Below are 22,116 nucleotides of genomic sequence, written 5' to 3'. Positions count from 1 at the left end.
CCATGACCGACACCACCACAACCACAGCCGGCCGCCTCGGGGCGCGGGAGCGCGCGGCGATGGAGCGACTGCTCCCCGGGCTGGACGAGAAGCTGGCGGCCCATCCGCCGGCGGAGCTGGAGAAGCGGGGCGGCCCGGCGATCCCGGCGTTCCGCGAGGCCGGCGGGGCCGGGCTGCTGGTGCCCACCGAGCACGACGGCCTGGGCGCCGCCCCGCTGGACGCGGTCCGCGTCCAGCGCGCCCTGGCCATGCGCTCGCCGTCGCTGGCGGTCGCCGCGATGATGCACCAGCTCTCGCTGGCCACCTTCACCGAGTATCTGACCGCGCACTGCGCCCCCGACGCCTTCGAGTGGATCCTGCTCAAGTCGATCGCGGGGGAGAGGCAGCTGGTCGCCTCGGCCTCCGCCGAGGCCAAGCGCGGCGGCAGCATGCTCGAGCCGACCATGCGCGCCCGCCGGGACGGCAAGAACTTCATCGTCAGCGGCAGCAAGAAGCCGTGCAGCCTGTCGGCGTCGATGGACTGGTTCACCGCCAGCGTGCTGGTGGAGGGCGACGAGAAGTACGACGGCCATGTGGCCATGGCCCTGATCCCCGCCGCCACCGAGGGCCTGGTGCGCCGCCCGTTCTGGGAGAGCGAGGTGCTCGCGGGCGCCGAGAGCGACGAGGTGGTGCTGGAGGACCTGGTCCTGGACGAGTCGCTGATGATCTTCACCGACCAGCGGCCCGGCACCCGGATGGACACCCTCCAGATCCGCGGCTGGACCTGGTTCGAGCTGCTGGCCGCGGCCTCGTACGTGGGGGTGGCGAGCACCCTCGTGGAGAAGGCGATGGCCTCCCCGCGGGTCTCGCGCGCCGAGCTGGGCGCCCTGCTGGTGAAGCTGGAGAGCGCCATGGGGGCCGTGGAGAACGTGGCCCGGGACATGGCCGAGTCCCTCGACGACCCGGCCGACCAGCTGGCCCGCTCGCTGCTGGCCCGCTTCCAGGTCCAGGAGTCGGTGATGGAGGTGTCCACGGCCGCGAGCGAGCTGGCGGGCGGCATCTCCTTCATCCGCGACACCGAGGTCGGCTATCTCCTCCAGGCCACCCGCGCCCTGGCCTTCCACCCGCCGGCCCGGGCCAAGGCCCTGCCCGCGCTGGCCGGTTACTTCCTGGGCGAGGACCTGGACACCACGGTCTACTGATCGCCGACAGCGGTACTGGGAAGAGCCGGGGGAGAGACCACGTGACGGAGCGGTTCGTACAGTTCATCGGCCGGGTGCGATGGCCGTTGCTGGCGGTGTGGGGCGTACTGCTGGTGATCAGCGGGCTGCTCGCGATGTCGCTGCCGGACAAGCTGAGCGGCGGCGGCTGGTACGTCCCCGGCTCGCAGTCCACCTGGGTGGCGGAGCAGCAGAAGGAGGGGTTCAGCGGCCGCGGGCGGACGAGCGTGACCGTGGTCGTCCACGACGAGCGCTTCGCCGCCGGAACGGACCGGTTCGAGAGCCGGGTCGACCGGGTGATGGCGGACATCGCGGCCGACAAACGGCTGAAGGCCGCCTCGCACTACGGCTGGTCGGACCTCAGGGGCGCGCCGGAGAACAGCTTCGTCGGCCGGGACGGGCACACCGCGATCGAGATGTTCGGCCTCGACGTGGACGACGGCACCGCCCGCCGGATCCTGCCCGGCATCCAGCGGGAGTTCGACGCCCGGTACGAGGAGCGGGGCCTGACCGTCGGCATGGTGGGCACCGCCCCGTTCTTCGGCGAGATCAATGTGCTGAGCGAAGAGGGCCTGGTCAAGGCGGAGATCATCGTGCTGCCGCTGATCACCCTGATCCTGCTGCTGCTGTTCCGCAGCGTGGTCTCCGCGGTGGTCGCCATGATCACCGCGGGCACGGCGGCGGTGGGCACCTTCGCGATCCTCTCCGTGCTCGCCGACTCCTACGACCTGTCGGTGTTCGTCCAGAACACCGCGACCATGCTGGGGCTCGGCGTCGGCATCGACTACTCGATGTTCATGATCCGCCGCTTCCGGGACGAGCTCGAAGGCGGCGAGCCGGTGGAGCGGGCCCTGCGGACCGCGCTCGCCACCTCCGGGGAGACCGTGGTCGCCTCCGGCGTGACCGTCATCGTGTCCATGGCCACCCTCGCCTTCGTCGATCTGCCGGTGATCCAGTCGATCGCGCTCGGCGCCGCGCTGGTGGTCGCGGTGTCGGTGCTCACCAGCGTGCTGCTGCTGCCGGTGCTGCTGTACGTGGTCGGCGACCGGATCGGGCGCTGGGACCTGTTCGCCAGGCTGCGCCCGGCGAGCGCGTCGGCCGACCCGCGCGAGCGCGGCTGGTACCGCTTCGCCCACGCGGTGCTGCGCCGCCCGGTGCTGTCCCTGGTGGGCGGCAGCGCGCTGCTGGCGGTGGGCGCCGTCCCGGCGCTGGCCCTGGACACCTTCACCCCGGACGCCCGGATCACCCCCACCTCCTCCACCGTGCGCCAGTCCTACGACCGGGTGGAGGAGCAGTTCGGACAGGGCGACGCCTCCCCGATGGTGGTGCTGATCCGCTCCGACACCCCGCTGCGCGGCGCGGGCGAGCGGATCACCGAGCTCCATGACCGGCTGGAGGCCCTGCCGCACGTCCGGCGGGTGGACTCCGCGCTGAACGTCCTCGAACAGGCCGCCCCGGGGCGCCCGTTCGACGCGCTCGAACCCGGCGTACGCGACCGGCTGCCGGCACCCGCCCGCGCCTCGGTGGGGTACTTCGTCTCCAAGGACCGCACCGAGTTCATCGCCCAGGTGATCCCCGAGGAGCACGCCTCCGCGCCGAAGACCCGCGAACTGCTGGCGGAGGTCCGCCGGACGGTGGCGCGGGCCGACGGGAACGGGCTGCGCATCGAGGTCGGCGGCCAGACCGCCGAGGGCGTGGACGCCAACAAGGTGATCGCCGACGGGCTGCCCACGGTGGTCGGGGTGATGCTGCTGGCGATCTTCGTGATCCTGATGCTGTCGTTCCGCTCGGTGCTGCTGCCGCTGAAGGCGATCGCGGTGAACGTGCTGTCGGTGTCCGTGGCGTTCGGCATGCTGACCCTCGCCTTCCAGGAGGGCAGCCCGGTGGCGGAGGCGCTCGGCTTCGACGCGTCCGGCCGGGTCACCAACTTCGTCCCCGTGCTGCTGCTGGCCCTGCTGTTCAGCCTGAGCACCGACTACGAGGTGTTCGTGCTGGGCCGGGTGCGCGAGTACTACAAGGCGGGCGTCGGCAACACCGAGAGCGTGGCGCTCGGCATCTCCGCCACGGGCCCGCTGATCACCGGAGCGGCGGTGCTGATGGTGGCCGTGTTCGGTGGCTTCACCCTCTCCGGGATCCAGCCCATCGGCGAGCTGGGCTTCGGCATGGCGGTGGCGATCGCGGTGGACGCGACGCTGGTGCGGATGTTCGTCGTCCCGGCCGCCATGAAGCTCATGGGCTCCGCCAACTGGTGGTTCCCCGGCCGGGGCCGGGCATCGTCCACGGCCGCTTCCTCAAGGATTAGGAGCAAGCAACAGCATGTCAGCGAGCGACACATGGCAGAGCTTTCCGCTGATCGAGGGCCTGAAGTCCCGCCGCGCCCGTAGATTCGGCATGGGGATGAACATCCCCGGCGGGCCGCTGGAGTACCGCAGCAAGCACGAGCCGGTGCCGCTGACGGAGGAGGAGCAGGCGATCCTCACGTTCGCCGCCTGCGGCATCACCGGCCCCGCGCTGAACGACTGGAACTGGGAGAAGGGCAAGGGCGGCAATGTGATGGCCGGCGTGGTCGGCCGCACCGTCTCCAGCTCCGACGCGCTCCAGAGCGGGGCGATGGTGGTCATGGACGACGAGGCCACCTATCTGATCCGCCGGCCCGCCGATCTGTCCACGGCGGAGCTGAACGACGTCAAGGAACTGGTCGCGAAGAACGACTTCGTCGGGGCGTACCGCGCCACCCGGATCAAGATCGGGACCGAGCGCCGCCATCCCCCGGTCGAGTCCCCGTACAACCTGACCGGCAACGAGTGGTCGCTGCACACCGCCGGGTCCACCTACTTCCTGCCGATCGAGGACCTCTCCTACCTCTACATCAACATCCTGCTGGAGTTCTTCAACGAGGAGATGGCGGCCTTCTGCCTGGACGAGCGGCGGTTCTATCTGCCCGCCGGCCTCGGGAAGTTCGGCAAGTCCAAGGGCGGCCACCTCGACGACGACCCGCGGAAGCTGAAGGCGCTCCCGATGGAGTTCGCCGAGCGCCTGCTGGTGGAGACCGCGGCCATCGAGATGGGCATGATGCTCCAGAACCTGGGCCTGGTCAGCCAGGCGCTGGGCCTGGGCGGCTTCCCGCACTACACCGGGCACGACGGCGGATGGTTCGAGGCGCTGGACTTCCGGATGGCCGAGATGCCGATCAGCCAGTACTTCCGGGTGCCCACGCTGGCCAAGATGGTCCTCAAGCTCCGCGGGCAGGACGCGGGCTTCGCCTATCCGCTGGGCCTGGAGCGGGACGGCGAGGTGCTGCTCAAGCCGTACTGCCCGCCGTACTACGAGTCGATGGAGGCGGCGGTGCACGCGGTCGTCGAGCGCAAGTTCGGCGACAACGGCATCTACCGCGGCGGCATCGGCCGGGGCGGCTGGCGGGAGCCGGAGAAGGTGGCGTCGGGGATCAGCGGGATCAGCCAGAAGGCGGTCGACGCCACGGTGGCCTTCTGCGAGTACGTCTACAGGAAGTCCGGCCGGTTCCCCTCGTATCTGCCCGCGTACCACACACAGATGGGGTTCCAGTCCGTCCACCTGGACGTCGACTTCTACGACGAGTTCTACGACCCGTCCGTGGTGCCCGAGGGGCACCGGTCCCATATGCGGGACTGGCACGGGCGCTGACCGGGAGGGGAAGCGGTGGACGAGGTCTCGATCTCCGTCGCCGCCGGGCCCGGGAGGGTGTGGCGGCTGATCACCGATGTCACCGGCATGGGCCGGTTCAGCCCCGAGTGCACCGGCGGGCGCTGGGTGGCCCCGGCGTCGGGTCCGGCCGTCGGCGCCCGGTTCCGCGGCTCCAACCGGCGCGGGCTCATCTTCTGGGCCACCGACTGCACGGTGGTGCGCTGTGAGGAGGAGAAGGTCTTCGCCTTCGACGTCGCCCAGTCGAAGGTGCGGTGGGGCTATCGGATCGAGCCGGACGGCGCGGGTGTGGTGCTGACCGAGTGGCGGGAGCACGTCGGGCGCGCCAATCTGCTGATCCGGGCGGTCGACGCCAGCGGCGTGGTGGGGTTCCGCCGGGAGCGGCTGATGGTGGAGGGGATGCGGGAGACCCTGGCCAGGATCAGGGAGGTGGCGGAGCGGGAGTGACCTCTCTTTCTCCGGCGCTTTCTCCAGGGGACGTCGAGCCGGCCCGGCGGCCGGAGGTGCCGTCATGCGCACCGGCCACCGGCCGGTCCGCCGGGGCGGCTCGTCTACAGGGCTGAGTGGGGTCGGAGGGGGGTGGGGAAGGCCGGTGCCCTCGGTGCTCAGGCGACCCGCTGGGGCTGAGAGGGGACGACCAGGCCGCACTCATAGCCGAGCGCCACGGCCTCGGCCCGGCTGGTGATGCCCAGCTTGGTCATCGCCCGGTTCAGATGGGTCTTCACGGTCGCCTCACTGATCTTGAGCTCCCGCGCGATGGCGGAGTTGCTGCGGCCCTTGGCCACATGCCGCAGCACCTCGGTCTCCCGGGAGGTGAGCATGGCCAGGCTGGACCCCGCGGTGTCGGTGGCCGTCGCCCGGTAGGTGTAGGCGTCGATCAGCCGCTCCATCACGCTGGGGGAGAAGGCCATGTCCCCGGTGGCGACGGCGCTGATCGAGGCGGTCATCTTCTGCGGCGAGGTGTCCTTGAGCAGGATTCCGGCGGCGCCCACGCGCAGCGCGGACTGGATTTCCTCGTCGTTGACCTCCGAGGCGGTGATGATGACGCGGGGCGGTCGGGCGGGCGCGTCCTCCAGGATGCGCTGGGTGGTGGCGATGCCGCCCAGGTGCGGCAGGGCGATGTCCATGAGAATCACGTCGGGGCCGTGCAGGGCGGCCAGGGCGCGGGCGCCGTCGCTGTCGGCGGCCTCGCCGACGGCGCGCAGCCCGGGTGCCGAGCTCAGCAGCGTTAACAGCCCCAGTCTGGCCAGGGCGTGTCCATCGGCGACCAGGACACTGGTCGCCCCCGCGGCCTCCCCCGTTTTGATCACCTTGAGCTCCTCTCGTCCACAACGACACCGGCAAGGGTGTCTCGCTGTGCAGAGACTGGCACTCCTGAGGGCCCTGGGGTGGGGGTAGTTGCAGCTTCCTGCCTGTTCGAACAATACCGAGGGGGCGCGTGGTTACCCCTGGTAGGGGATCGTCGCGCACGGTGTGCGCCGGGGTTCAGCCGTCCAGCGCGGAGAGGGCCTTCTTCGCCGCGGTGAGCGCGCCCTGGCGTATCTCGTCGGCGCCCGCGGCCTCCTGTGTCTCGAAGTCGCCCCCGTTGTAGGTCACGGTGACCACCGCGTTGGCCCGGCGCGCGACCACGACCGCCTCGCGTATCCGCTGCTTGTCGTCGGTGGTGAGGTTCAGGCTGACCGACGCCTGGTCGCCGAGGCCGGGCACGTCGGTGCTGGGGCCGTCGCCCTGCTCGGAGCGGGCGCGCGTGGCCGCGGCGGCCGACACGTCGTAGGTGATGTCCAGCCAGCGGTAGTCGAAGCCGCTCAGCGCGTGCCAGGAGCAGCCCGAGCGGCGCGTGGCATCGCTCGTGGTGAGCACGGCGCCGGCCGCCGGGGCGCCCGGCACCAGGTCCTTGACCGTGCCGGCCGGGAGGGTGGCGCAGGGCTTGGCCGGGGGCTTGGGGTAGCGCGCCGCGGCGGTGTCGTCGCCCTGTCCGTCCACCGGCGCGCCGGAGGACCCGTCCACCGGGGCGCCGGAGGAGGGGGCCGAGGGCGCGCTCGTGGACGGGCGCGGCGACTGGGCGGAGGGCTTGGGGCGCGCCTCGGAGTCGGGGGTGGTCGTCATGGCCACGCCCGCGGCGGCGAGTAGGGCGACCGGCAGCAGGCGGGCGCCGAGCGTGAGCGGCAGAGAACGCACGGCGGTCTCTCTTCGGTCGTGAGCGGCATGGTGGGCGGCGCGGGTGGGAGACGACCCTGCCATACGAACGTGTCTGCGAACAGCCCAGGGGGCGCCCCAGGGGGCTATGGCCGGCTGACTCCGTATGACCCTATGGGGTGAAATCGACACTTGATCGCATTATCTGATCAAGTGGCTGGATAAGTACGCGTGGTGACGAACTTTCGCCCGTCAGCCCCGGCCGATGAACGGCATGGCCGTCGCCATCACGGTCGCGAACTGCACGTTCGCCTCCAGTGGCAGCGACGCCATGTGCCGTACCGTACGAGCCACGTCGGCGGCGTCCATCACCGGCTCGGCCGCGGTCTCCCCGTTCGCCTGCGGGACACCGGCGGTCATCCGCTGCGTCATCTCGGTGGCCGCGTTGCCGATGTCGATCTGCCCGCAGGCGATGTTGTAGGGGCGCCCGTCCAGCGAGAGGGACTTGGTCAGCCCGGTCACGGCGTGCTTGGTCGCCGTGTAGGCGACGCTCCGCGGCCGTGGCGCGTGCGCCGAGACCGAGCCGTTGTTGATGATCCGGCCGCCCTGGGGGTCCTGTCCGCGCATCAGGCGGAACGCGGCCTGCGCGCACAGGAACGCGCCGGTCAGATTGGTGTCGACCACCGCCTGCCAGTCCTCATGGCTCAGCTCGTCCAGCGGCACATTCCGCGGACCGAACCCGCCCGCGTTGTTGAACAGCAGATCGAGGCGGCCGAAGCGGTCCCGTACCGCCGCGAACAGCGCGTCGACCTGCTCCGGGCGGGCCACATCGGTGGGTATCGCGGCCACCGCCCCGTCCCGGCCCGCCAGCCGCGCCGTCTCCGCGAGGGCCTCCCGGCGGCGCCCGGCCAGGGCCACCGACCAGCCCGCGTCGGCGAGTTCGAGGGCCACCGCCCGGCCGATGCCGGACCCCGCGCCGGTCACCACCGCGACCTTCGAGGTGACCGACGCCTCCGACGCGCGCACCGCGCCACCGCTCTCGCTCATGGGTCCGCAGCGTACGGCACGGCGTCAACGCCCCACGGGGCGGCGGCAGATCGCGCCAAACGCCCCATCCCGATGCGGAACTCACCGGTCCGACATCTGAATGACGTGTACAGGCTAGCGCTGGGCCGCCCTCTGCCCGTGCAATGCCTCTGAAGCCACCCCCCAGACGCCACCCCCATCACCACCCGCCGGGCACGACCAGCCGGATGCCACGAGAGACACCACCAGCCGGACGCCACGAGCCAGGGGAGAGCCAAGATGGCACACCACCCGCATCAGCAGGCCATACGAGCCGCGGCAGCGCGCCTGGGCCGCCGCCGCTTCCTCACCGTCACCGGGGCCGCCGCGGCCATCGCCTTCACCACGAACCTGCCCAGCGCCCAGGCCACCGACCGGACCCCGCACTCCCTCACCGAGGACCCCTTCACCCTCGGCGTGGCCTCCGGCGACCCGCTGCCGGACTCCGTCGTGCTGTGGACCAGGCTCGCCCCGCGCCCGTACGAGCCCGGCAGCGGGCTGCCCGACGAGGGCTTCGTGCGCGTCGACTGGGAGATCGCCCACGACGACCGCTTCAGACGCGTGGTCCGCCGGGGCACCACCGGTGCCTTCGCCGAGTTCAACTACGCCGTGCACATCGACGCCAGGGGCCTCGACGCCGATCGCGTCTACTGGTATCGCTTCCGCGCCGGCCACTTCACCAGCCCCGCCGGCCGCACCCGCACCGCCCCCGCCACCGGCGCCCACGTCCGCGAGGGCCGCTTCGGCCTGGTCTCCTGCCAGTCGTACCAAGACGGCTACTTCACTGCCTTCGGCCACCTGGCCGACGAGGACCTGGACGCCGTCTTCCACGTCGGCGACTACCAGTACGAGTACGCGGTCAACGCGGTCGGCGGCGCGCGCAACTACACCGACCGCACCCTGCCCGCCGTCTTCAACACCGAGACCGTCACCCTCGACCAGTACCGGCTGCGCTACGCCCTCTACAAGTCCGACGAGGACCTTCAGGCCGCGCACGCCGCCTTCCCCTGGTACGTCACCTGGGACGACCACGAGACCGAGAACAACTACGCGGGCGACACCGACGAGAACGGGACCCCGCCGGAGGAGTTCCTGATCCGCCGGGCCGCCGCCTACCGCGCGTACTGGGAGAACATGCCGCTGCGCATGCCCCAGCGGCCCGACGGCCCCGACATGCGGCTCTACCGCCGCTTCCACTACGGCAGGCTCGCCCAGTTCGATATCCTCGACACCCGCCAGTACCGCTCCAACCAGGCCTACGGGGACGGCTGGCAGTACCCCGGGCCCGAGTCCGAGGACCCGTCGCGCACCCTCACCGGCGCCGCCCAGGAGCGCTGGCTGCTCGACGGCTTCCGGCGCTCCAGGGCCACCTGGAACGTCCTCCCGCAGCAGGTCACCTTCTCGCAGCGGAAGAACACCACCGCCGCCACCTCCAAGCTGAGCATGGACTCCTGGGACGGCTACCCCGCCTCCCGCGAGCGGATCCTCGCGGGCGTCGAGGCGGCCGGGATCGAGAACTTCGTCGTCCTCACCGGCGATGTCCACGTCCACTACGCGTTCGACATCAAGAAGGACTTCAACGACACCGCGTCCCGCACCCTGGGCGTGGAGTTCGTCGGCACCTCCATCACCAGCGGCAAGGACGGCGCCGACAAGCCCGCCAACTGGGCCACGTACATGGCGGCCAACCCGCACATGAAGTTCTACAACGGCCGCCGCGGCTATGTGACGGTCACCCTGGACGGCGAAGCGGTCCGGGCCGACTACAAGACGGTCCCCGCGGTCACCACGCCGGGCGCGCCGGTCACCACCGCCGCGTCCTTCGTCAGCGAGGCGGGCAACCCCGGCCTCCAGGAGGTCTGACGGCCACTGCCTGAACCGGCCGACGAAACCTACGCCGCAGCGTCGGCCGCAGGCGGAGGACGGCACCGCCAATTCAGGCGGTGCCGTCTTCGGGCGCGATCGCCGCAAGGCCACTGGGCGAGCGGTGACCCCGGCGCTGAGGCAGCTCGACGAAGTTCGTGATCGATCCCAGCCGGACCACCCCGCAAGCTGTCCAGGCACAGGGGTGGTCCGGCGTTACCTTTGCAGTTGTTGCGCATGCAGTCCGCTGGGGCCGACCTCAGTACCGCAGTCGGCCGCCGGGATAGTGGATCGGCTCGCGGCACTCCGGCGCGTCAGTAGGCGCAGGCTCAGTACCCAGCGCGTAGCACAGGGCGGCGTGCAGTTGCTCCGCCTCGGCCACGCTCAGCACCAGCGATGTGAGGGCGAGGTGCTGCCCGGAGCGGACTACCTGAAGCGGCAGCGCGAGGTGTCCGTCTCGCTCACGGCGCAGACCGCGCCCAGGGACAGGACCGACCTGCCATTCCGCTGACGCACCTGAGTGGGCTCGGCTCATTCGCACGCTCCCCTCTCGGGCTCCGGAACGCCGTCCGTGCCCTCGTGCGGCTCGCCGTCGGAACGGGCAGGCAGCCGCCCGCCTCGACTCTCGGCGACCCGCAACGCGTCGCGCAGCGCCTCGCACAGGCACTTCGCGAGGAACCGCAGTTCCCTCTCGCCCGCCTTGTGGTCGCCGAGCATCTGACTCGCGTGGCCGAGCAGTTCGGCGCCCGCCCTGAGCTGAACTGCCTCCATCTCATCGGCGAGCCTCGACAGACGACTGTTGCCGTCGTCGTCCGTCACGAGATAGCAGCGCTTGCCGGCCGAGTTCGGCCACGGCAGCAGACGAGGCTGTGTGCTCATGTCGCCACCGCCTTCGAGCCGTACCCGACGGCCCCACCTCGCCGCTGCCGCTCGTGCGCGACCACGTAAGGCCGGACAAGACCCGTTCCCGGGACGTCCGGGCCATGCGGCAGCCATACGTGAGTCAGGGGGACAGGCGTCAGGTGAACCGTCGGCGTATCCGGGCGCTGGACGTCTGGCCGGATTCCAACGGCCTGATGCCGCCCTGGAGCAGGCAGCAGCAGCTGTAACAGCCATTCCACAAATCGGGCGGTAGTGTTCCGCATTGTTGACGCTCCTTTGCAGCGTTGGCCACGCCCCCGGACGCAGCAACGTCGCGGGGGTCTTGATCTCCCAGCGTCACCGTTCGTGTGGCCTGCGCGTTACCCCCTGATGGGTAGACCCACCGTGGGTAGACTCGGCCTCAGATCACCTTGCATTCCGCCGAGCGCCGGGGGCTTTCAGGAGATGCAGCACGTAACCCCGTCAACCGCTCTGCCGCCTAGGGTGCTTGAACGCGACGACGTACGAAGCGCCCTCGCGGCACGAGATTTCGGCACGGTTTTTCGGCTCGCCCGTAAGTGGGGCGGCATCAGCTACAACCAGATCGGCGAAGCGTGCGGCATCAAGCCGGAACGCGTGGGCACCATCGCACGAGGTGATGCACGGATCACGTCCCTGGCGAAGATCGAGGAAATCGCTGACGCCTTGCGGATTCCCGGCGGAATGATCGGGCTGGCGCCCCGCCCATGGGAATCGTCCTCCACATCGAGTGTGACCGCCCCCGCGTTGAGACCTCCCGCGACGTCAGGCATGCTGACCCCAGAGCCCGCGCTGTGGGAGGTCGCAGAATTGGCACGCCGCACGCACGCTACGGATGTCGGACCGGCAGACCTGGACATGATCGCCGAGGCGATCGACCAGTTGTGCCGCGCCTATCCCTACCTGGCCGCTGATCAACTTCACCACCAGACTCGTGCGGGCATTCGTCATGTCACTGACATGTTGCAGGGCCGCGCCACGCTGGCCCAGCACCGCGAACTTCTCGTATCCGCAGGATGGTTGTTCCTGCTTGGCGGTTGCCTCGAATACGACATGGGGCAACGCCAGGCCGCGGAACTGAGCCGGGCCGCAGCTCTGCGTATCGGTCAGGAGACCGGACACGGCGAGATCACGGCATGGTCGTGGGAACTCGGCGCATGGTTTGCCCTCACCCAGGGGCGATATGCCGATGTGATCGACTGTGTCAGCGCGGGGCACCAGTCCGACTCCACGCACAGCATTGGCGTGCAGCTGTACGCGCAGGGCGCCAAGGCATACGCCCGCATGGGCGACGCAAACCAGGTCCGCGCCGCCCTCGACGCCGGACGAGCCCGACTTGAACGGCTGCCCCGACCAGAGCACCGCGAACACCATTTCGTCATCGATCCCGACAAGTGGGACTTCTATGAGATGGATGCCTACCGGATGCTCGGCGACGACGAGCGCGCGACCGTTCACGCTCAGGAAGTCGTACGGTTGGGGACCGCGCCGGACGGTACTGAGATCTCGCCCATGCGTGTGGCGGAGGCCCGGCTCACGCTTGGTGTCGCCGCCGCCCGGTCCGGCGAGCTGGAAGAGGCTGTCTCTGTCGCGGGGTGTGCGCTCCAGACCTCACGGAAGTCTCTGCCCTCCTTGCTCATGGTTGCCGGGGAACTCACCGACGAACTAGAGCAGCGATACCCGCGCGAGTCCCTTTCTCAGGAGTTCCGCGAGCAGGTGACCCACATCGCTGCCGGAGCACAAACCGCGCTCGGGTCGTAGGGCCGCCTCTTCAAGTCTCCGAACCCGGAGTTCAGCGCGGTTTCGGTGCACCCCGAAAAGAACACGACCAGGGTGGTCCTGGTCCTGCGCAGTTTCATGGGCACCAGATCATGAAGACATCGTTCGTGATCGTGAACCCGAGTCCGGCGTAGAGAGACTGCCCTTCGGGGGAAGCGCGTAACTGGACGTGCCCGCAGTCCCGCTCAGCGAGCCAGCCCATGACCGCGACGATGCACGCACGGGCGTGACCGTGGCTACGGTGCCCGGGATCGGTGGCGACGGACAGGACGTGACCGATGTTCGCCGCCCTTGTGCGGGGGCTGGGCAAGAGCGGGGTGTACGTACCAATCGCACAGGACAGCAACCGCCCTGCCCCGTCATCGATGACGAAGGCGGCGAACGCCGGGTCGTACTCAAGGCGGTCAGCGAAGGCGGCTGCACTCTTCTGGAACCATGGTCCGTGGGGTACGGGGCCGAGAGCGGCGAACATCACGCGGCGCAGTCGCGCGAGCTCCGGCGCATCGTCGCCGGTGGCGCGGCGTGGGTTCACCGGCCTGCTCTCTCTATGGCGGTGATGAGGTCGGCGGAGGCCGGCCGCTTGTCGGGGTCCGGATGAAGGCACCCGGCGACGATCTCCTCGAATCCGGGGAATGGCCACGGGCGGACGGTGGCGAAATCGAGCGTGTGCCCCTCGGCGATATCCCGCAGCTTCCCTTCCCGTGGTCCTTCGGGTTCCTGGTACGGCACCGGCCGGTGTCCGGTCCAGCACCAGAACAGCGACGCGCCCAACGCCCACACATCAGCCGCCGCTGTCGGCGCGATATGGACTGTGTCGACCGTACCCAGAACAGCGGCGGCAATCTCCGGCGCGGTGGTGTGGGTCAAGGCGCCTCGGTAAGGCGTACGACCGGTCTCGAGGTCGGGCAGCCCATCCGCCACCGGGCCACACGCCAAGGCATAGTCGATCAGCGTCGCCGAGCCGTCCCGTGTCACCAGCGTGTTCGTGGGCTGGATATCGGCATGTACCCACCCGGCCCTGTGCATGGACGCCGCGGCGGCAGCCATCGACCGCGCACATGCGAGCAGGAGGTGACGAGTGTATGGCGTGTCATCGGTACGGGCCAGGGAGAGGGCGTGCCACATCGGGCCGCCGGGCGCCCAGGTCACCGCAAGCCACCGGCCGGACTCGCATTCACCCGCACCGACGAGGTAGCCGACAGGCACAGCACCGAGCCGGCCAAGCTCGGCAATGACCCCTTCTTCCCGCTTGAGTTCGGCGCGCTGGTCCCGTCCCTCGTAGTCCTCTTCGGTGTTCGCCTTCAGGGCGTATGCGTTGCCGGTCGTCGCCACCTTCCACGCTCTTGAGCCGCGCCGTTCCGACACCTGCCGGACCTCGGCGATCTGCTCGCCGCGGTCCGCCAGATGCGCGGCTAGCGCCCCCACGGGGGCCGGCCACTGCTCTGAGCTGTGCATCACAGCGTTCCCCTTGTCTCAAGCCGATGAGCCGCCCAGGATCGCACCCGCGGCCACGCCGCGCATGCCTCCTCGCCAAGCCCGCCCGCCGGGGCGAATACGTCCCGGCGATCGTCCTCCGAGTCGGTGATGACGTGGGCCAGGTGAGGCGTGCGGGGCAAGAGGCGGCCGTCCATGGCTGGGACTGCCGCCCGCAGTGCGAGTAGCGGAAGAGGTGCAGCAGCGACGGGCCGCCCCCTCCGATCGATGTCCGACCGCCGCTGCCAGAACTTCCCCACCATGACCCCGACCGGGGCGTACGCGGCTTTCAAGGCCCAGTGTGGCCACGGGAGGACTCGAATCCCCGCATGCGGGCTCAGCTCGAAGGCGACAACGACGCACGCTAATCGGGCACCGCTGCCTCGCCGGGCTCGCACGTGCTCGGCAGCGTCAACCGCAGCGCCGAACACTCCCGCCTCGACGGCGTCCATGTCGGCGCCACAGGTGGGCTGGTAGCGCACCCACCGCGTCTGTCCGGCGCGTATCGACGGCGCCAGATACGGGCAGTTCCCCGCCACGGCTTCCGCGTACGCGGCCAGCCCCACAGCCGACGCATCGCCGGCGCTCACCTGATCCAGCACCCCGAATGAGGGCAGGACCCCGATGGAGTTCGGCCGGGGCCCTGCCGCGGACTCACTCACCGCCGCCGGGCGGTTGCGGGCCGGGCAGGCTTCGCCACGTCGCCACCGTCTCCGGGTACCGGCGAGCAGTCCCAGTTGGTGACCACAGTCCCGGTGCGCTCGTACCGGCCGAGGGCGTCGGTGTCGACCCACCCCGATGCGTCGGCGAACCACACTGCGGGCAGTGTGCCGAAGCGGGCCGCGTACTCCTCGATCCAGTTCACGCGGCCGGAGCCCTTGAGCGGTGCGTGACCGACGGGCATGCCCGCGTGCCGTTCGCTGAACGCGGCCAGGGCGGCCGGGTGTGTGTTGAGCCGGTGCCACGCGGCGTCGATGCGGGCCGAGAACATCGGCATGACGCGGTCGTCGCCGCGGGCCTGCCGCTCGGCGTAGAGGGTGAAGAACTTCCCGAGCTCGTCGAGCTCGGCGCCGTCCGGCCGGGACGGCTGTTCCTTGGTGTGGAGCATAGCTTTCCCTTCGTTGGTGACGACTAATGCGCTGCGCCCTCCGGAGCACGATTGCAGCCGTGCCAATAAAGCTAAAGCGGGGGGAAGTGAGGCTCCACGAGTGTGCCGGAACTTGCCCGGCATTCACTCTAGAGATTCGATGGCTGTGGTGATGATTTCACGCGCAGCTGGACCATGGACTGCAAGTTCGGTCAGCGCGCTGAACGTATCGGCATACATGGCAAGTTCGTGCCGCTGGACAACTGTGAGGTGGGCCGAGACGAGTTCGACGTTCACTGCCTCATCGTCGTACAGGAAGAAGCCCTCGACGGGCCACAGCGTTGAACGGTCCGCGTCCTGGGGAATGATGCCGATGCTCACCGAGGGGAGCGCCATAGCGCTGAGAAGATAGCCGAGTTGTCCGGCCATCACGTCTGTGCTTCCGATGCGATATCGGAGCGCGCTCTCTTCCAGGAGAATGGCGAACGTGTGATTGCCGTACACGACCTGCTGTTTCTCGAAGCGCACCCTGACGGCCGCCGGCACATCATCGATGAGCCCGCGGCGATTACGAATGGAGGCCAGAAGCGCGGTGATGTATGAGGTCGTTTGCACTGGGCCGGGAATGAGCCATGGTGAATAGATGCGGAACCGCTGCGTGCGCTCCCAGAGAGGGATAACAGATTCTTGGGCCCACTTGAGCCCGTTGCGCTCCATCTTGCGCCACTCGACATACATGCCCTCGATTCCGCGGGCTGTCGAGATGAGATCTTCTGTTTCACTCTCCGCGTCGCACGCGGAACACCAATCGCGAAGGTCGCGCTCCGAGGGCGCGCGGGTGCCGCTCTCGAAGCGCGAAGCCTTCGACTCATGCCAACCCAGACTGTTGGCCAGGGCTCGCTTGGTGAGACTGGCCGCTTGCCGAATCTCCCCCAGGCGCTGTCCGAGCGCCTTGCGGGCTTCCTGCACACTCGAAGATGGCGATGTCATGTCGGTGTGAAGATGCAGTTCTGTCTGTCAGGCCAACTCGAACTCTGCGTGAGGCGTTGCCCGCTTCCACACAACCTCGAAGGCAAACTCGCACAGCTTCGCCACCTCCGGATCATCTGTGAGTTCCATCTCCATGTTCTCGCCCTCACCGTCGAAGTGGTTGACGAGGACGAGGCCGGAATCGAACAGCCAGAAGTCGTTGCCCGGAAGTGCGAGGTCGGTCGCGCCGCGCCGGGAGAGCCAACGTACGTCTTCGCCGGCAGCGATATTTAGCCCGTCCGTCACGTCGTACTCGAAGCGGATGTACTCGCTGACGGGCGTCGAAACGACTCGGGCACGCCGGACCTCGACGCCTCGTGCGGTCGCCTCCGTGACGATGGCGTGCCAGTCGGCCCAGCGCTGGGCGGGGTCGAGGACCTTGCTGGCCTTCCAGTCGATGAAGGCCGGGTCCGACTTCATGTAGGCGTCGCGCATCTCCAGATGGACCGCAGTCCTCTGGCAGTCGCGGAACAGTTCCTCAAACGTCGGGGTCCTCGTCATGCTTCTTCACCTCCAAGAAGAACTGCACCATGCGCCGGGGGATTTCCACCACCGACTCATGGTCGGGAATGTCCATCTGCCCGAGTCGCTCGGCGTCTTCCACCTTCCACCCCTGCACGAGGTAGTTGTCCTTCTCGTCGTCGAGGTAGATGGTGGGGGAGCCGCCGCTGGGACTCTCTGGGTCCTTACCGAGCTTACGCAGGGCCATGATGTCCTCCTCGGATGCCGGAACGGTCTCTCTGTGCCACAGCTTGCCTGCGACTGCTCCGTGGAGCGAGGAACTTGCCGAGACTTGCCAGCGACGCGGGAGTTGACATGCACAGGCGCTGAGGCTGGCTGCGGCGCCGGACGCCGCAGCGGGCCTCATCCTGCCCGCCTCACCCCTCGTCGGCGGCGTACCGCACGCCGATCCGCTCGCGCGCCGCGTCCAGCGTTCGCATCACCGCGAGGCTGCCGTCCAGCGGCACCAGCGGGGACTCCGTCTCGCCCGCCCGCAGACAGCGCATCACCTCCGCCGCCTCGTGCTGGAAGCGGCGCGCGCCGCCCTCCGTGCCTTGGGCCGCGAACACCTCCGGATCCCGCCCCGGCCGGTGCAGTACAAAACGCTCCGGGTGGAAGAAGCCGCGCGGGAACTCGATCCGGCCCGCCGACCCGGTCACCGAGGCGGTCTGCGGCGTGTCCGCGGTGAGCGAGCAGCCCAGCAGCGCCACCGCGCCGCTGTCCCAGCCCAGCAGGATCCCGGTGTTCTCGTCCACGCCCTCCGGCGTCAGCCGCGCCCGCGCCTGGACGTCGTCGGGCTCGCCGAGCAGCAGCTGCGCGAAGGACACCGGGTACACCCCCAGATCCAGCAGCGCGCCACCGCCCTGCGCCGGGTCGCGCAGCCGGTGCCCGGGGTCGAACGGCCCGGCCAGCCCGAAGTCCGCCTGCACCGCCCGCACCTCGCCGATCGCGCCGTCGCGGACCAACTCGACCATCCGCCGGACGACCGGGTCGCAGTAGGTCCACATCGCCTCCATCAGGAAGCGGCCACGTTCCCGCGCCAGCCCGACCAGCTCGGTGGCCTCCCGCACATTGAGCGTGAACGGCTTCTCGCACAGCACCGCGCGCCCCGCCTCCAGGCACAGCCCGGCCGCCTCGCGGTGCGCCGAGTGCGGGGTGGCCACGTACACCACGTCCACGTCCTCGTCGGCGGCCAGCTCCGCCCAACTGCCGTGCGCCCGCGGTATCCCGAACCGCTCGGCGAAACGCTTGGCGGACTCCTGGGTGCGGGAGCCGACGGCCACCACCTCGGCGTCCGCCATCTCCAGCAGGTCCGCCGTGAACGCCCCGGCGATCCCGCCCGTCGCCAGAATCCCCCACCGCACACTCTCGGCCATCCCCATGCCCACTCCGCTCTCCCACCGGACAAAAGCCGGTCATGACCACAACGAATTGCTGAGAGCATAGAGAAGACTCAACAACTCACGGAGAGCTGAATGCCGCCGTCAGGCCACCCGACCGTCCCCGACCACAGATCCATATCCCTCCCCGAGTCCACCCCCCGCACCGCCGCCCCTTCCCCGGGCCCCGCGCCGCGCAGCGCCCGCCGCGCCGGTCTGATCGTCACCCTCGTCCTCGGCGGGCTCAACGCCCTCCCGCCGCTGTCCATGGACATGTACCTCCCGGCCCTGCCCGAGGTCACCGGCGCGCTGAGCAGCTCCGCCGCCACCGTCCAGCTCACCCTCACCGCCTGTCTGGCGGGCATGGCGCTCGGCCAGCTGGTCGTGGGCCCCATGAGCGACAAGTGGGGGCGCCGCCGCCCCCTCCTCGTCGGCATGGTGATCTACGTCGTCGCCACCGCCATCTGCGCCTTCGCGCCCAACGTCGAGCTGCTGATCGCCTTCCGGCTGCTCCAGGGGCTCGCCGGGGCCGCGGGCATCGTGATCTCCCGCGCGGTCGTCCGCGACCTGTACGACGGCGCCGAGATGGCCCGCTTCTTCTCGACCCTCATGCTGATCTCCGGCGTCGCGCCCGTCGCCGGCCCCCTCCTCGGCGGTCAGATCCTGCGCATCACCGACTGGCGCGGCGTCTTCGTCGTGCTGACCGTCGTCGGCGTGCTGCTCACCCTCGTCGTCTGGCGCTATCTGCACGAGACCCTGCCGCCCGAGCAGCGCCACCGCGGCGGCGTCGGCCAGGCGCTGCACACCATGCGCGGGCTGCTCGCCGACCGCGTCTTCACCGGCTACATGCTCGCGGGCAGCTTCGCCTTCGCCGCCCTCTTCGCCTATGTGTCCGGCTCCGCCTTCGTCGTCCAGGAGATCTACGGCGCCTCCCCGCAGACCTTCAGCCTGCTCTTCGGGATCAACTCGATCGGCCTGGTCGGCATCGGACAGCTCAACGGCAAGGTGCTGGCCGGGCGGGTCAGCCTGGACGCGGCCCTGGCCGTCGGCCTCGCCGCGATCACCCTGTCGGCCGTCGCGCTGTGCCTGATGGCCACCGGGGTCTTCGGCGACGTCGGCCTCGTACCGATCGCCGCCGGGCTGTTCGTGCTGATGTCCGCGATGGGCCTGGTCATGCCCAACACCAACACCCAGGCGCTGATGCGCACCAAGCACGCGGCCGGCTCCGCGTCCGCGCTGCTGGGCACCTCCTCCTTCCTCGTCGGCGCGATCGCCTCCCCGCTGGTGGGCATCGCGGGCGAGCACACGGCCGTGCCGATGACCGTGGTCCAGCTGGTGTGTGCGCTGGTGGCCGTGGTCTGCTTCGTGGCACTGTGCCGTCCGTGGCAGCAGCGCACGACGACCTGAACGAGCTGATCCGAGCTGTGGCGGCGCTTCCCGAGGGGGAGCGCCGCTGGTGCGCCGGCGTGGTCGTGGCCGCCGGGCAGGGCCCGGAGATCCTCGCCGAGAAGGCCTTCGGCTGGGCGGTGCGGTACGCGACGTACGACGAGGCCACGGACCGCGGCGTGGAGCTGCCGCGCGAGCGGTGGGTGCCGATGCGGGCCGGGCGGGGCCAGGAGCCGGACACCGTCTTCGACCTCGCCTCCCTCACCAAGCTGTTCACCACGATCGTCGCCGTGCGGTGCGTCGAGCGCGGCGAGCTCGACCTGGACGGCCGGGTCGCCGGGTACGCCCCCGAGTTCACGGCCGCCGCCGAGCACGGGATCACCGTGCGGCAGCTGCTCACCCACACCTCCGGGCTGCTGCCCGAACTCCCGCTGTACGACTACGACGAGCACGAACAGCGGCTGGCCAGGCTGCGCGCCGAACCCCCGGCCACCCCGCCCGGCACCGCCCGCCGCTACTCCGACCTCAACTTCCTGCTGCTCCAGCGGGTCGTCGAGCGGGTGGCCGGCCGCCCGCTCGACCACCTCGTACGCGACGACATCACCGGCCCCCTCGACATGACCGCCACCCGCTTCCGCCCGCCCCGCGCCTGGCTGCCCCGCATCGCCGCCACCGAGGACCAGCGGCGCCCCTGGGCCAAGCTCGACCGCGGCATGCTGCGGGGCGTCGTCCACGACGAGAACGCCTACGCCCTGGGCGGCGTCGCCGGCCACGCGGGCCTCTTCTCCACGGCCGCGGACCTCACCCTGCTGTGCCGCGCCCTGCTCGGCACGGGCCCGCCCGTGCTGCGCCCGGAGTCCGTCGACCTGATGCTGGCCCCGCCCGGGCTGGGGTTCGAGCTCGACCGGCCCTGGTTCATGGGCGAGTTGGCCGGCCGGGGCGCGGCGGGCCACACCGGCTTCACCGGCACCAGCCTGGTGCTCGACCGCGCCACGTCGTCGTTCCTGGTCCTCCTGGCCAACACGGTCCACCCGCGCCGCCGCCCGGCCGACAGCGCCCCGCGCGCGGCGGCGGGGACGGCGCTGGCGCGGGCGCTGGGGTAGGGGCGCGGGGCGCTCAGGCGCCGTCGTCCGCCTCGGGCCAGGCGTCGCCCCAGTCGGCGTCGCGGGCCGCGCGGTAGAGGGGGCCCTGGCGCTTGGTGACGGTCTCGCGGCGCAGGCCCGCGTCCTGGGTACAGAGGTCGAGCAGCACCTGGCCCTTGCGGAGCTGGGGGCGGCGTACGACGCGGGCGTCCGCGGGGGTGGCGAGGGCGGCAGGGAAGCGGGCCGCCGCGACGTACGCGAACTTCTCGTCCTCGTACGGCAGCGAACCGCCCTTCACCTGCCGGTGCAGCGACGACCGGCTGACCCGGGCCGCGAAGTGGCACCAGTCCGTGCCCGGCTCGATCGGGCACTCCGCGCTGTGCGGGCACGGGGCCAGCACCCGCAGCCCCGCCGCCAGCAGCCGCTCCCGCGCCTCGCGGATGCGCAGATAGCCGTCCGGGGTGCCGGGCTCGATCAGCACGACGGCCGAGGCGGCCCGGGCCGCCTCGTCGACGACGGCACGGCGGTCGGCTTCGGTGAGCTCGCCCAGCACATAGGAGACGGTGACCAGGTCGGTCGCATCGGGGAGAGCCAGGCCGTCGCCGATGGCCCGGCGCTGCCAGCGCGCCTCCCGCAGCGCCTTGGCCTCCGCACCGCGGGCCAGCTCCTGGCCGAGAGCGAGCGCGGGCTCGGCCCAGTCCAGGACGGTGGTGTCGCGGTCGCCGTCCGGCCAGGCCGCGGCGGTCGCCCAGGTGGCCGCGCCGGTGCCGCCGCCGATGTCGACATGCGTGGCCGGGGTCCACTCCGGCGCGGCCGCGCGGAAGGCGGCGAGCGCGGAGCGCACGGCCTCGAAGGTCGCCGGCATCCGGTACGCGGCGTAGGCGACGACATCGGACCGGTCGCGCAACACGGGCGCGTCGGTCGGGGTGCGCCCCCGGTAGTTCTCGATCAGCCGCCCCGTGGCCTGGGCGGCCTGCCGGGGCGGCAGCCCGTCGAGCAGACCGGCGAGCGCGGCGCGCAGCGTCTCGCCCGTGCGGGCGGCCTCGGGGGCGGGGGCGTGCATCCACCAAATTCTACCGGCCGCGCGGCGGCCTACGTCTGCCCCGGGCGTGCCCGCCTGCCGGGCTGGCAGACGGCCGGCCCAGGGCGCGGCACCGCCGCGCAGCCGCCGGGCGCCCCGGGCCTGTCCGCGGATCTTGACGCCTGCGGCGGGCCCTACCCCACCCCGCCCCTTCCCGAAACTGGGGGCTCCGCCCCCAGACCCCCGGGGTCGGGGGCGGTGCCTCTCCGCGTGGCGGTGCCTCTCCGCGTGGCGGTGCCTCTCCGCGTGGCGGTGCCTCTCCGCGTGGCGGTGCCTCTCCGCGTGGCGGTGCCCCTTCGCGTGGCGGAGACTGCCCCACCCCTTCCCGGCTCCTGCCGAGCCCCTGTCGAGCCCCTGTCGATATGCGGCTCCGCCGCGCGGTCGGAACGCATGCACACGCCTGCCCACGTCCGACTCGGGACGTTCGGCGGGCGGTTCGGGGGCGGACTTCGGTTCGACGGACACTTGAGCTCCG

General features: G+C 70.7%; 22 protein-coding genes. 9 read left to right on the top strand and 13 right to left on the bottom strand.

Going from position 1 to position 22,116, the window contains the following annotated elements; translation table 11 throughout:
* Positions 1-2: 2 nt before the first annotated feature.
* The 4 genes from ABTY62_RS22545 to ABTY62_RS22530 are packed head-to-tail and all read left to right on the top strand — an operon-like array spanning position 3 to position 5,327.
* A complete protein-coding gene (locus ABTY62_RS22545) occupies positions 3-1,181 on the top strand; it encodes an acyl-CoA dehydrogenase family protein (protein WP_352131222.1) in 1,179 nt (392 codons plus the stop codon).
* Between the two features lie 41 nt (positions 1,182-1,222).
* Positions 1,223-3,583, top strand: a complete 2,361-nt coding sequence (locus ABTY62_RS22540) for an MMPL family transporter (RefSeq protein WP_352131221.1) — start codon at positions 1,223-1,225, stop codon at positions 3,581-3,583.
* The gene (locus ABTY62_RS22535; protein ID WP_352131220.1) at positions 3,516-4,862 is read left to right on the top strand and encodes a hypothetical protein; all 1,347 of its coding nucleotides are present in this window, start codon (positions 3,516-3,518) and stop codon (positions 4,860-4,862) included. The genes ABTY62_RS22540 and ABTY62_RS22535 overlap by 68 nt, the downstream gene beginning before the upstream one ends.
* A gap of 15 nt (positions 4,863-4,877) precedes the next feature.
* Entirely contained in the window at positions 4,878-5,327 is a 450-nt protein-coding gene (locus ABTY62_RS22530) for an SRPBCC family protein (RefSeq protein ID WP_352131219.1), read from the top strand.
* 158 nt (positions 5,328-5,485) lie between these two features.
* Here the strand turns inward: ABTY62_RS22530 and ABTY62_RS22525 are convergent, their stop codons facing one another.
* The 3 genes from ABTY62_RS22525 to ABTY62_RS22515 all read right to left on the bottom strand — a co-directional run bounded on the left by ABTY62_RS22525 (position 5,486) and on the right by ABTY62_RS22515 (position 8,063).
* Positions 5,486-6,190, bottom strand: coding sequence for a LuxR C-terminal-related transcriptional regulator (locus ABTY62_RS22525; protein ID WP_352131218.1), 705 nt, complete (start codon positions 6,188-6,190; stop codon positions 5,486-5,488).
* 175 nt (positions 6,191-6,365) lie between these two features.
* On the bottom strand, positions 6,366-7,058 hold the full coding sequence (locus ABTY62_RS22520) for a hypothetical protein (RefSeq protein WP_352131217.1): 693 nt from the start codon (positions 7,056-7,058) through the stop codon (positions 6,366-6,368).
* Between the two features lie 210 nt (positions 7,059-7,268).
* Positions 7,269-8,063, bottom strand: a complete 795-nt coding sequence (locus ABTY62_RS22515) for an SDR family oxidoreductase (protein WP_352131216.1) — start codon at positions 8,061-8,063, stop codon at positions 7,269-7,271.
* 258 nt (positions 8,064-8,321) lie between these two features.
* On the opposite strand from ABTY62_RS22515, the gene ABTY62_RS22510 reads away from it, so the two are divergent.
* Together ABTY62_RS22510 and ABTY62_RS22505 are read left to right on the top strand one after the other, a co-directional pair.
* Positions 8,322-9,944 carry an alkaline phosphatase D family protein gene (locus ABTY62_RS22510; protein ID WP_352131215.1) on the top strand — a complete coding sequence of 541 codons (1,623 nt, stop codon included), beginning with the start codon at positions 8,322-8,324 and terminating at the stop codon, positions 9,942-9,944.
* Positions 9,945-10,302: 358 nt separating this feature from the next.
* On the top strand, positions 10,303-10,455 hold the full coding sequence (locus tag ABTY62_RS22505; RefSeq protein WP_352131214.1) for a hypothetical protein: 153 nt from the start codon (positions 10,303-10,305) through the stop codon (positions 10,453-10,455).
* A gap of 20 nt (positions 10,456-10,475) precedes the next feature.
* On the opposite strand, the gene ABTY62_RS22500 is transcribed toward ABTY62_RS22505, so the two are convergent.
* Positions 10,476-10,823 carry a hypothetical protein gene (locus tag ABTY62_RS22500; RefSeq protein WP_352131213.1) on the bottom strand — a complete coding sequence of 116 codons (348 nt, stop codon included), beginning with the start codon at positions 10,821-10,823 and terminating at the stop codon, positions 10,476-10,478.
* A gap of 486 nt (positions 10,824-11,309) precedes the next feature.
* Here ABTY62_RS22500 and ABTY62_RS22495 point away from each other — a divergent pair, with 486 nt between their 5' ends.
* Complete coding sequence (locus tag ABTY62_RS22495; RefSeq protein WP_352131212.1) at positions 11,310-12,605, top strand: helix-turn-helix domain-containing protein; 1,296 nt, start codon at positions 11,310-11,312, stop codon at positions 12,603-12,605.
* A gap of 94 nt (positions 12,606-12,699) precedes the next feature.
* On the opposite strand, the gene ABTY62_RS22490 is transcribed toward ABTY62_RS22495, so the two are convergent.
* The 8 genes from ABTY62_RS22490 to ABTY62_RS22455 all read right to left on the bottom strand — a co-directional run bounded on the left by ABTY62_RS22490 (position 12,700) and on the right by ABTY62_RS22455 (position 18,089).
* The gene (locus ABTY62_RS22490) at positions 12,700-13,155 is read right to left on the bottom strand and encodes a GNAT family N-acetyltransferase (protein WP_352131211.1); all 456 of its coding nucleotides are present in this window, start codon (positions 13,153-13,155) and stop codon (positions 12,700-12,702) included.
* Complete coding sequence (locus tag ABTY62_RS22485; RefSeq protein ID WP_352131210.1) at positions 13,152-14,078, bottom strand: protein kinase domain-containing protein; 927 nt, start codon at positions 14,076-14,078, stop codon at positions 13,152-13,154. Before ABTY62_RS22485 ends, ABTY62_RS22490 begins: the two co-directional genes overlap by 4 nt.
* Positions 14,078-14,635 (bottom strand): DUF6875 domain-containing protein, encoded by a 558-nt coding sequence (locus tag ABTY62_RS22480; protein ID WP_352131413.1) that lies wholly within the window; start codon positions 14,633-14,635, stop codon positions 14,078-14,080. The genes ABTY62_RS22485 and ABTY62_RS22480 overlap by 1 nt, the downstream gene beginning before the upstream one ends.
* A 119-nt stretch (positions 14,636-14,754) precedes the next feature.
* Positions 14,755-15,204 (bottom strand): hypothetical protein, encoded by a 450-nt coding sequence (locus ABTY62_RS22475; protein WP_352131209.1) that lies wholly within the window; start codon positions 15,202-15,204, stop codon positions 14,755-14,757.
* A gap of 123 nt (positions 15,205-15,327) precedes the next feature.
* Positions 15,328-16,173 (bottom strand): helix-turn-helix domain-containing protein, encoded by an 846-nt coding sequence (locus tag ABTY62_RS22470; protein ID WP_352131208.1) that lies wholly within the window; start codon positions 16,171-16,173, stop codon positions 15,328-15,330.
* Between the two features lie 27 nt (positions 16,174-16,200).
* A complete protein-coding gene (locus ABTY62_RS22465; RefSeq protein ID WP_352131207.1) occupies positions 16,201-16,713 on the bottom strand; it encodes a DUF6879 family protein in 513 nt (170 codons plus the stop codon).
* Positions 16,691-16,921 (bottom strand): hypothetical protein, encoded by a 231-nt coding sequence (locus ABTY62_RS22460; RefSeq protein WP_352131206.1) that lies wholly within the window; start codon positions 16,919-16,921, stop codon positions 16,691-16,693. Before ABTY62_RS22460 ends, ABTY62_RS22465 begins: the two co-directional genes overlap by 23 nt.
* Before the next feature lie 169 nt (positions 16,922-17,090).
* The gene (locus ABTY62_RS22455) at positions 17,091-18,089 is read right to left on the bottom strand and encodes a Gfo/Idh/MocA family protein (protein ID WP_352131205.1); all 999 of its coding nucleotides are present in this window, start codon (positions 18,087-18,089) and stop codon (positions 17,091-17,093) included.
* A 99-nt stretch (positions 18,090-18,188) separates the two neighbouring features.
* On the opposite strand from ABTY62_RS22455, the gene ABTY62_RS22450 reads away from it, so the two are divergent.
* Together ABTY62_RS22450 and ABTY62_RS22445 are read left to right on the top strand one after the other, a co-directional pair.
* The gene (locus tag ABTY62_RS22450) at positions 18,189-19,499 is read left to right on the top strand and encodes a multidrug effflux MFS transporter (protein ID WP_352131204.1); all 1,311 of its coding nucleotides are present in this window, start codon (positions 18,189-18,191) and stop codon (positions 19,497-19,499) included.
* Positions 19,466-20,581, top strand: coding sequence for a serine hydrolase domain-containing protein (locus tag ABTY62_RS22445; protein WP_502997500.1), 1,116 nt, complete (start codon positions 19,466-19,468; stop codon positions 20,579-20,581). Before ABTY62_RS22450 ends, ABTY62_RS22445 begins: the two co-directional genes overlap by 34 nt.
* Before the next feature lie 13 nt (positions 20,582-20,594).
* Here ABTY62_RS22445 and ABTY62_RS22440 read toward each other — a convergent pair whose 3' ends face one another.
* Positions 20,595-21,623: a small ribosomal subunit Rsm22 family protein gene (locus ABTY62_RS22440; RefSeq protein WP_352131202.1), complete on the bottom strand. Its 1,029-nt coding sequence runs from the start codon at positions 21,621-21,623 to the stop codon at positions 20,595-20,597.
* Between the last annotated feature and the right edge of the window lie 493 nt (positions 21,624-22,116).

The sequence above is a fragment of the Streptomyces sp. NPDC097640 genome (assembly GCF_040302705.1).
GTDB lineage: Bacteria > Actinomycetota > Actinomycetes > Streptomycetales > Streptomycetaceae > Streptomyces.
The sequence above is the reverse complement of the archived record's forward strand: the minus strand, read 5'-3'. Positions and strand labels throughout refer to the sequence as shown.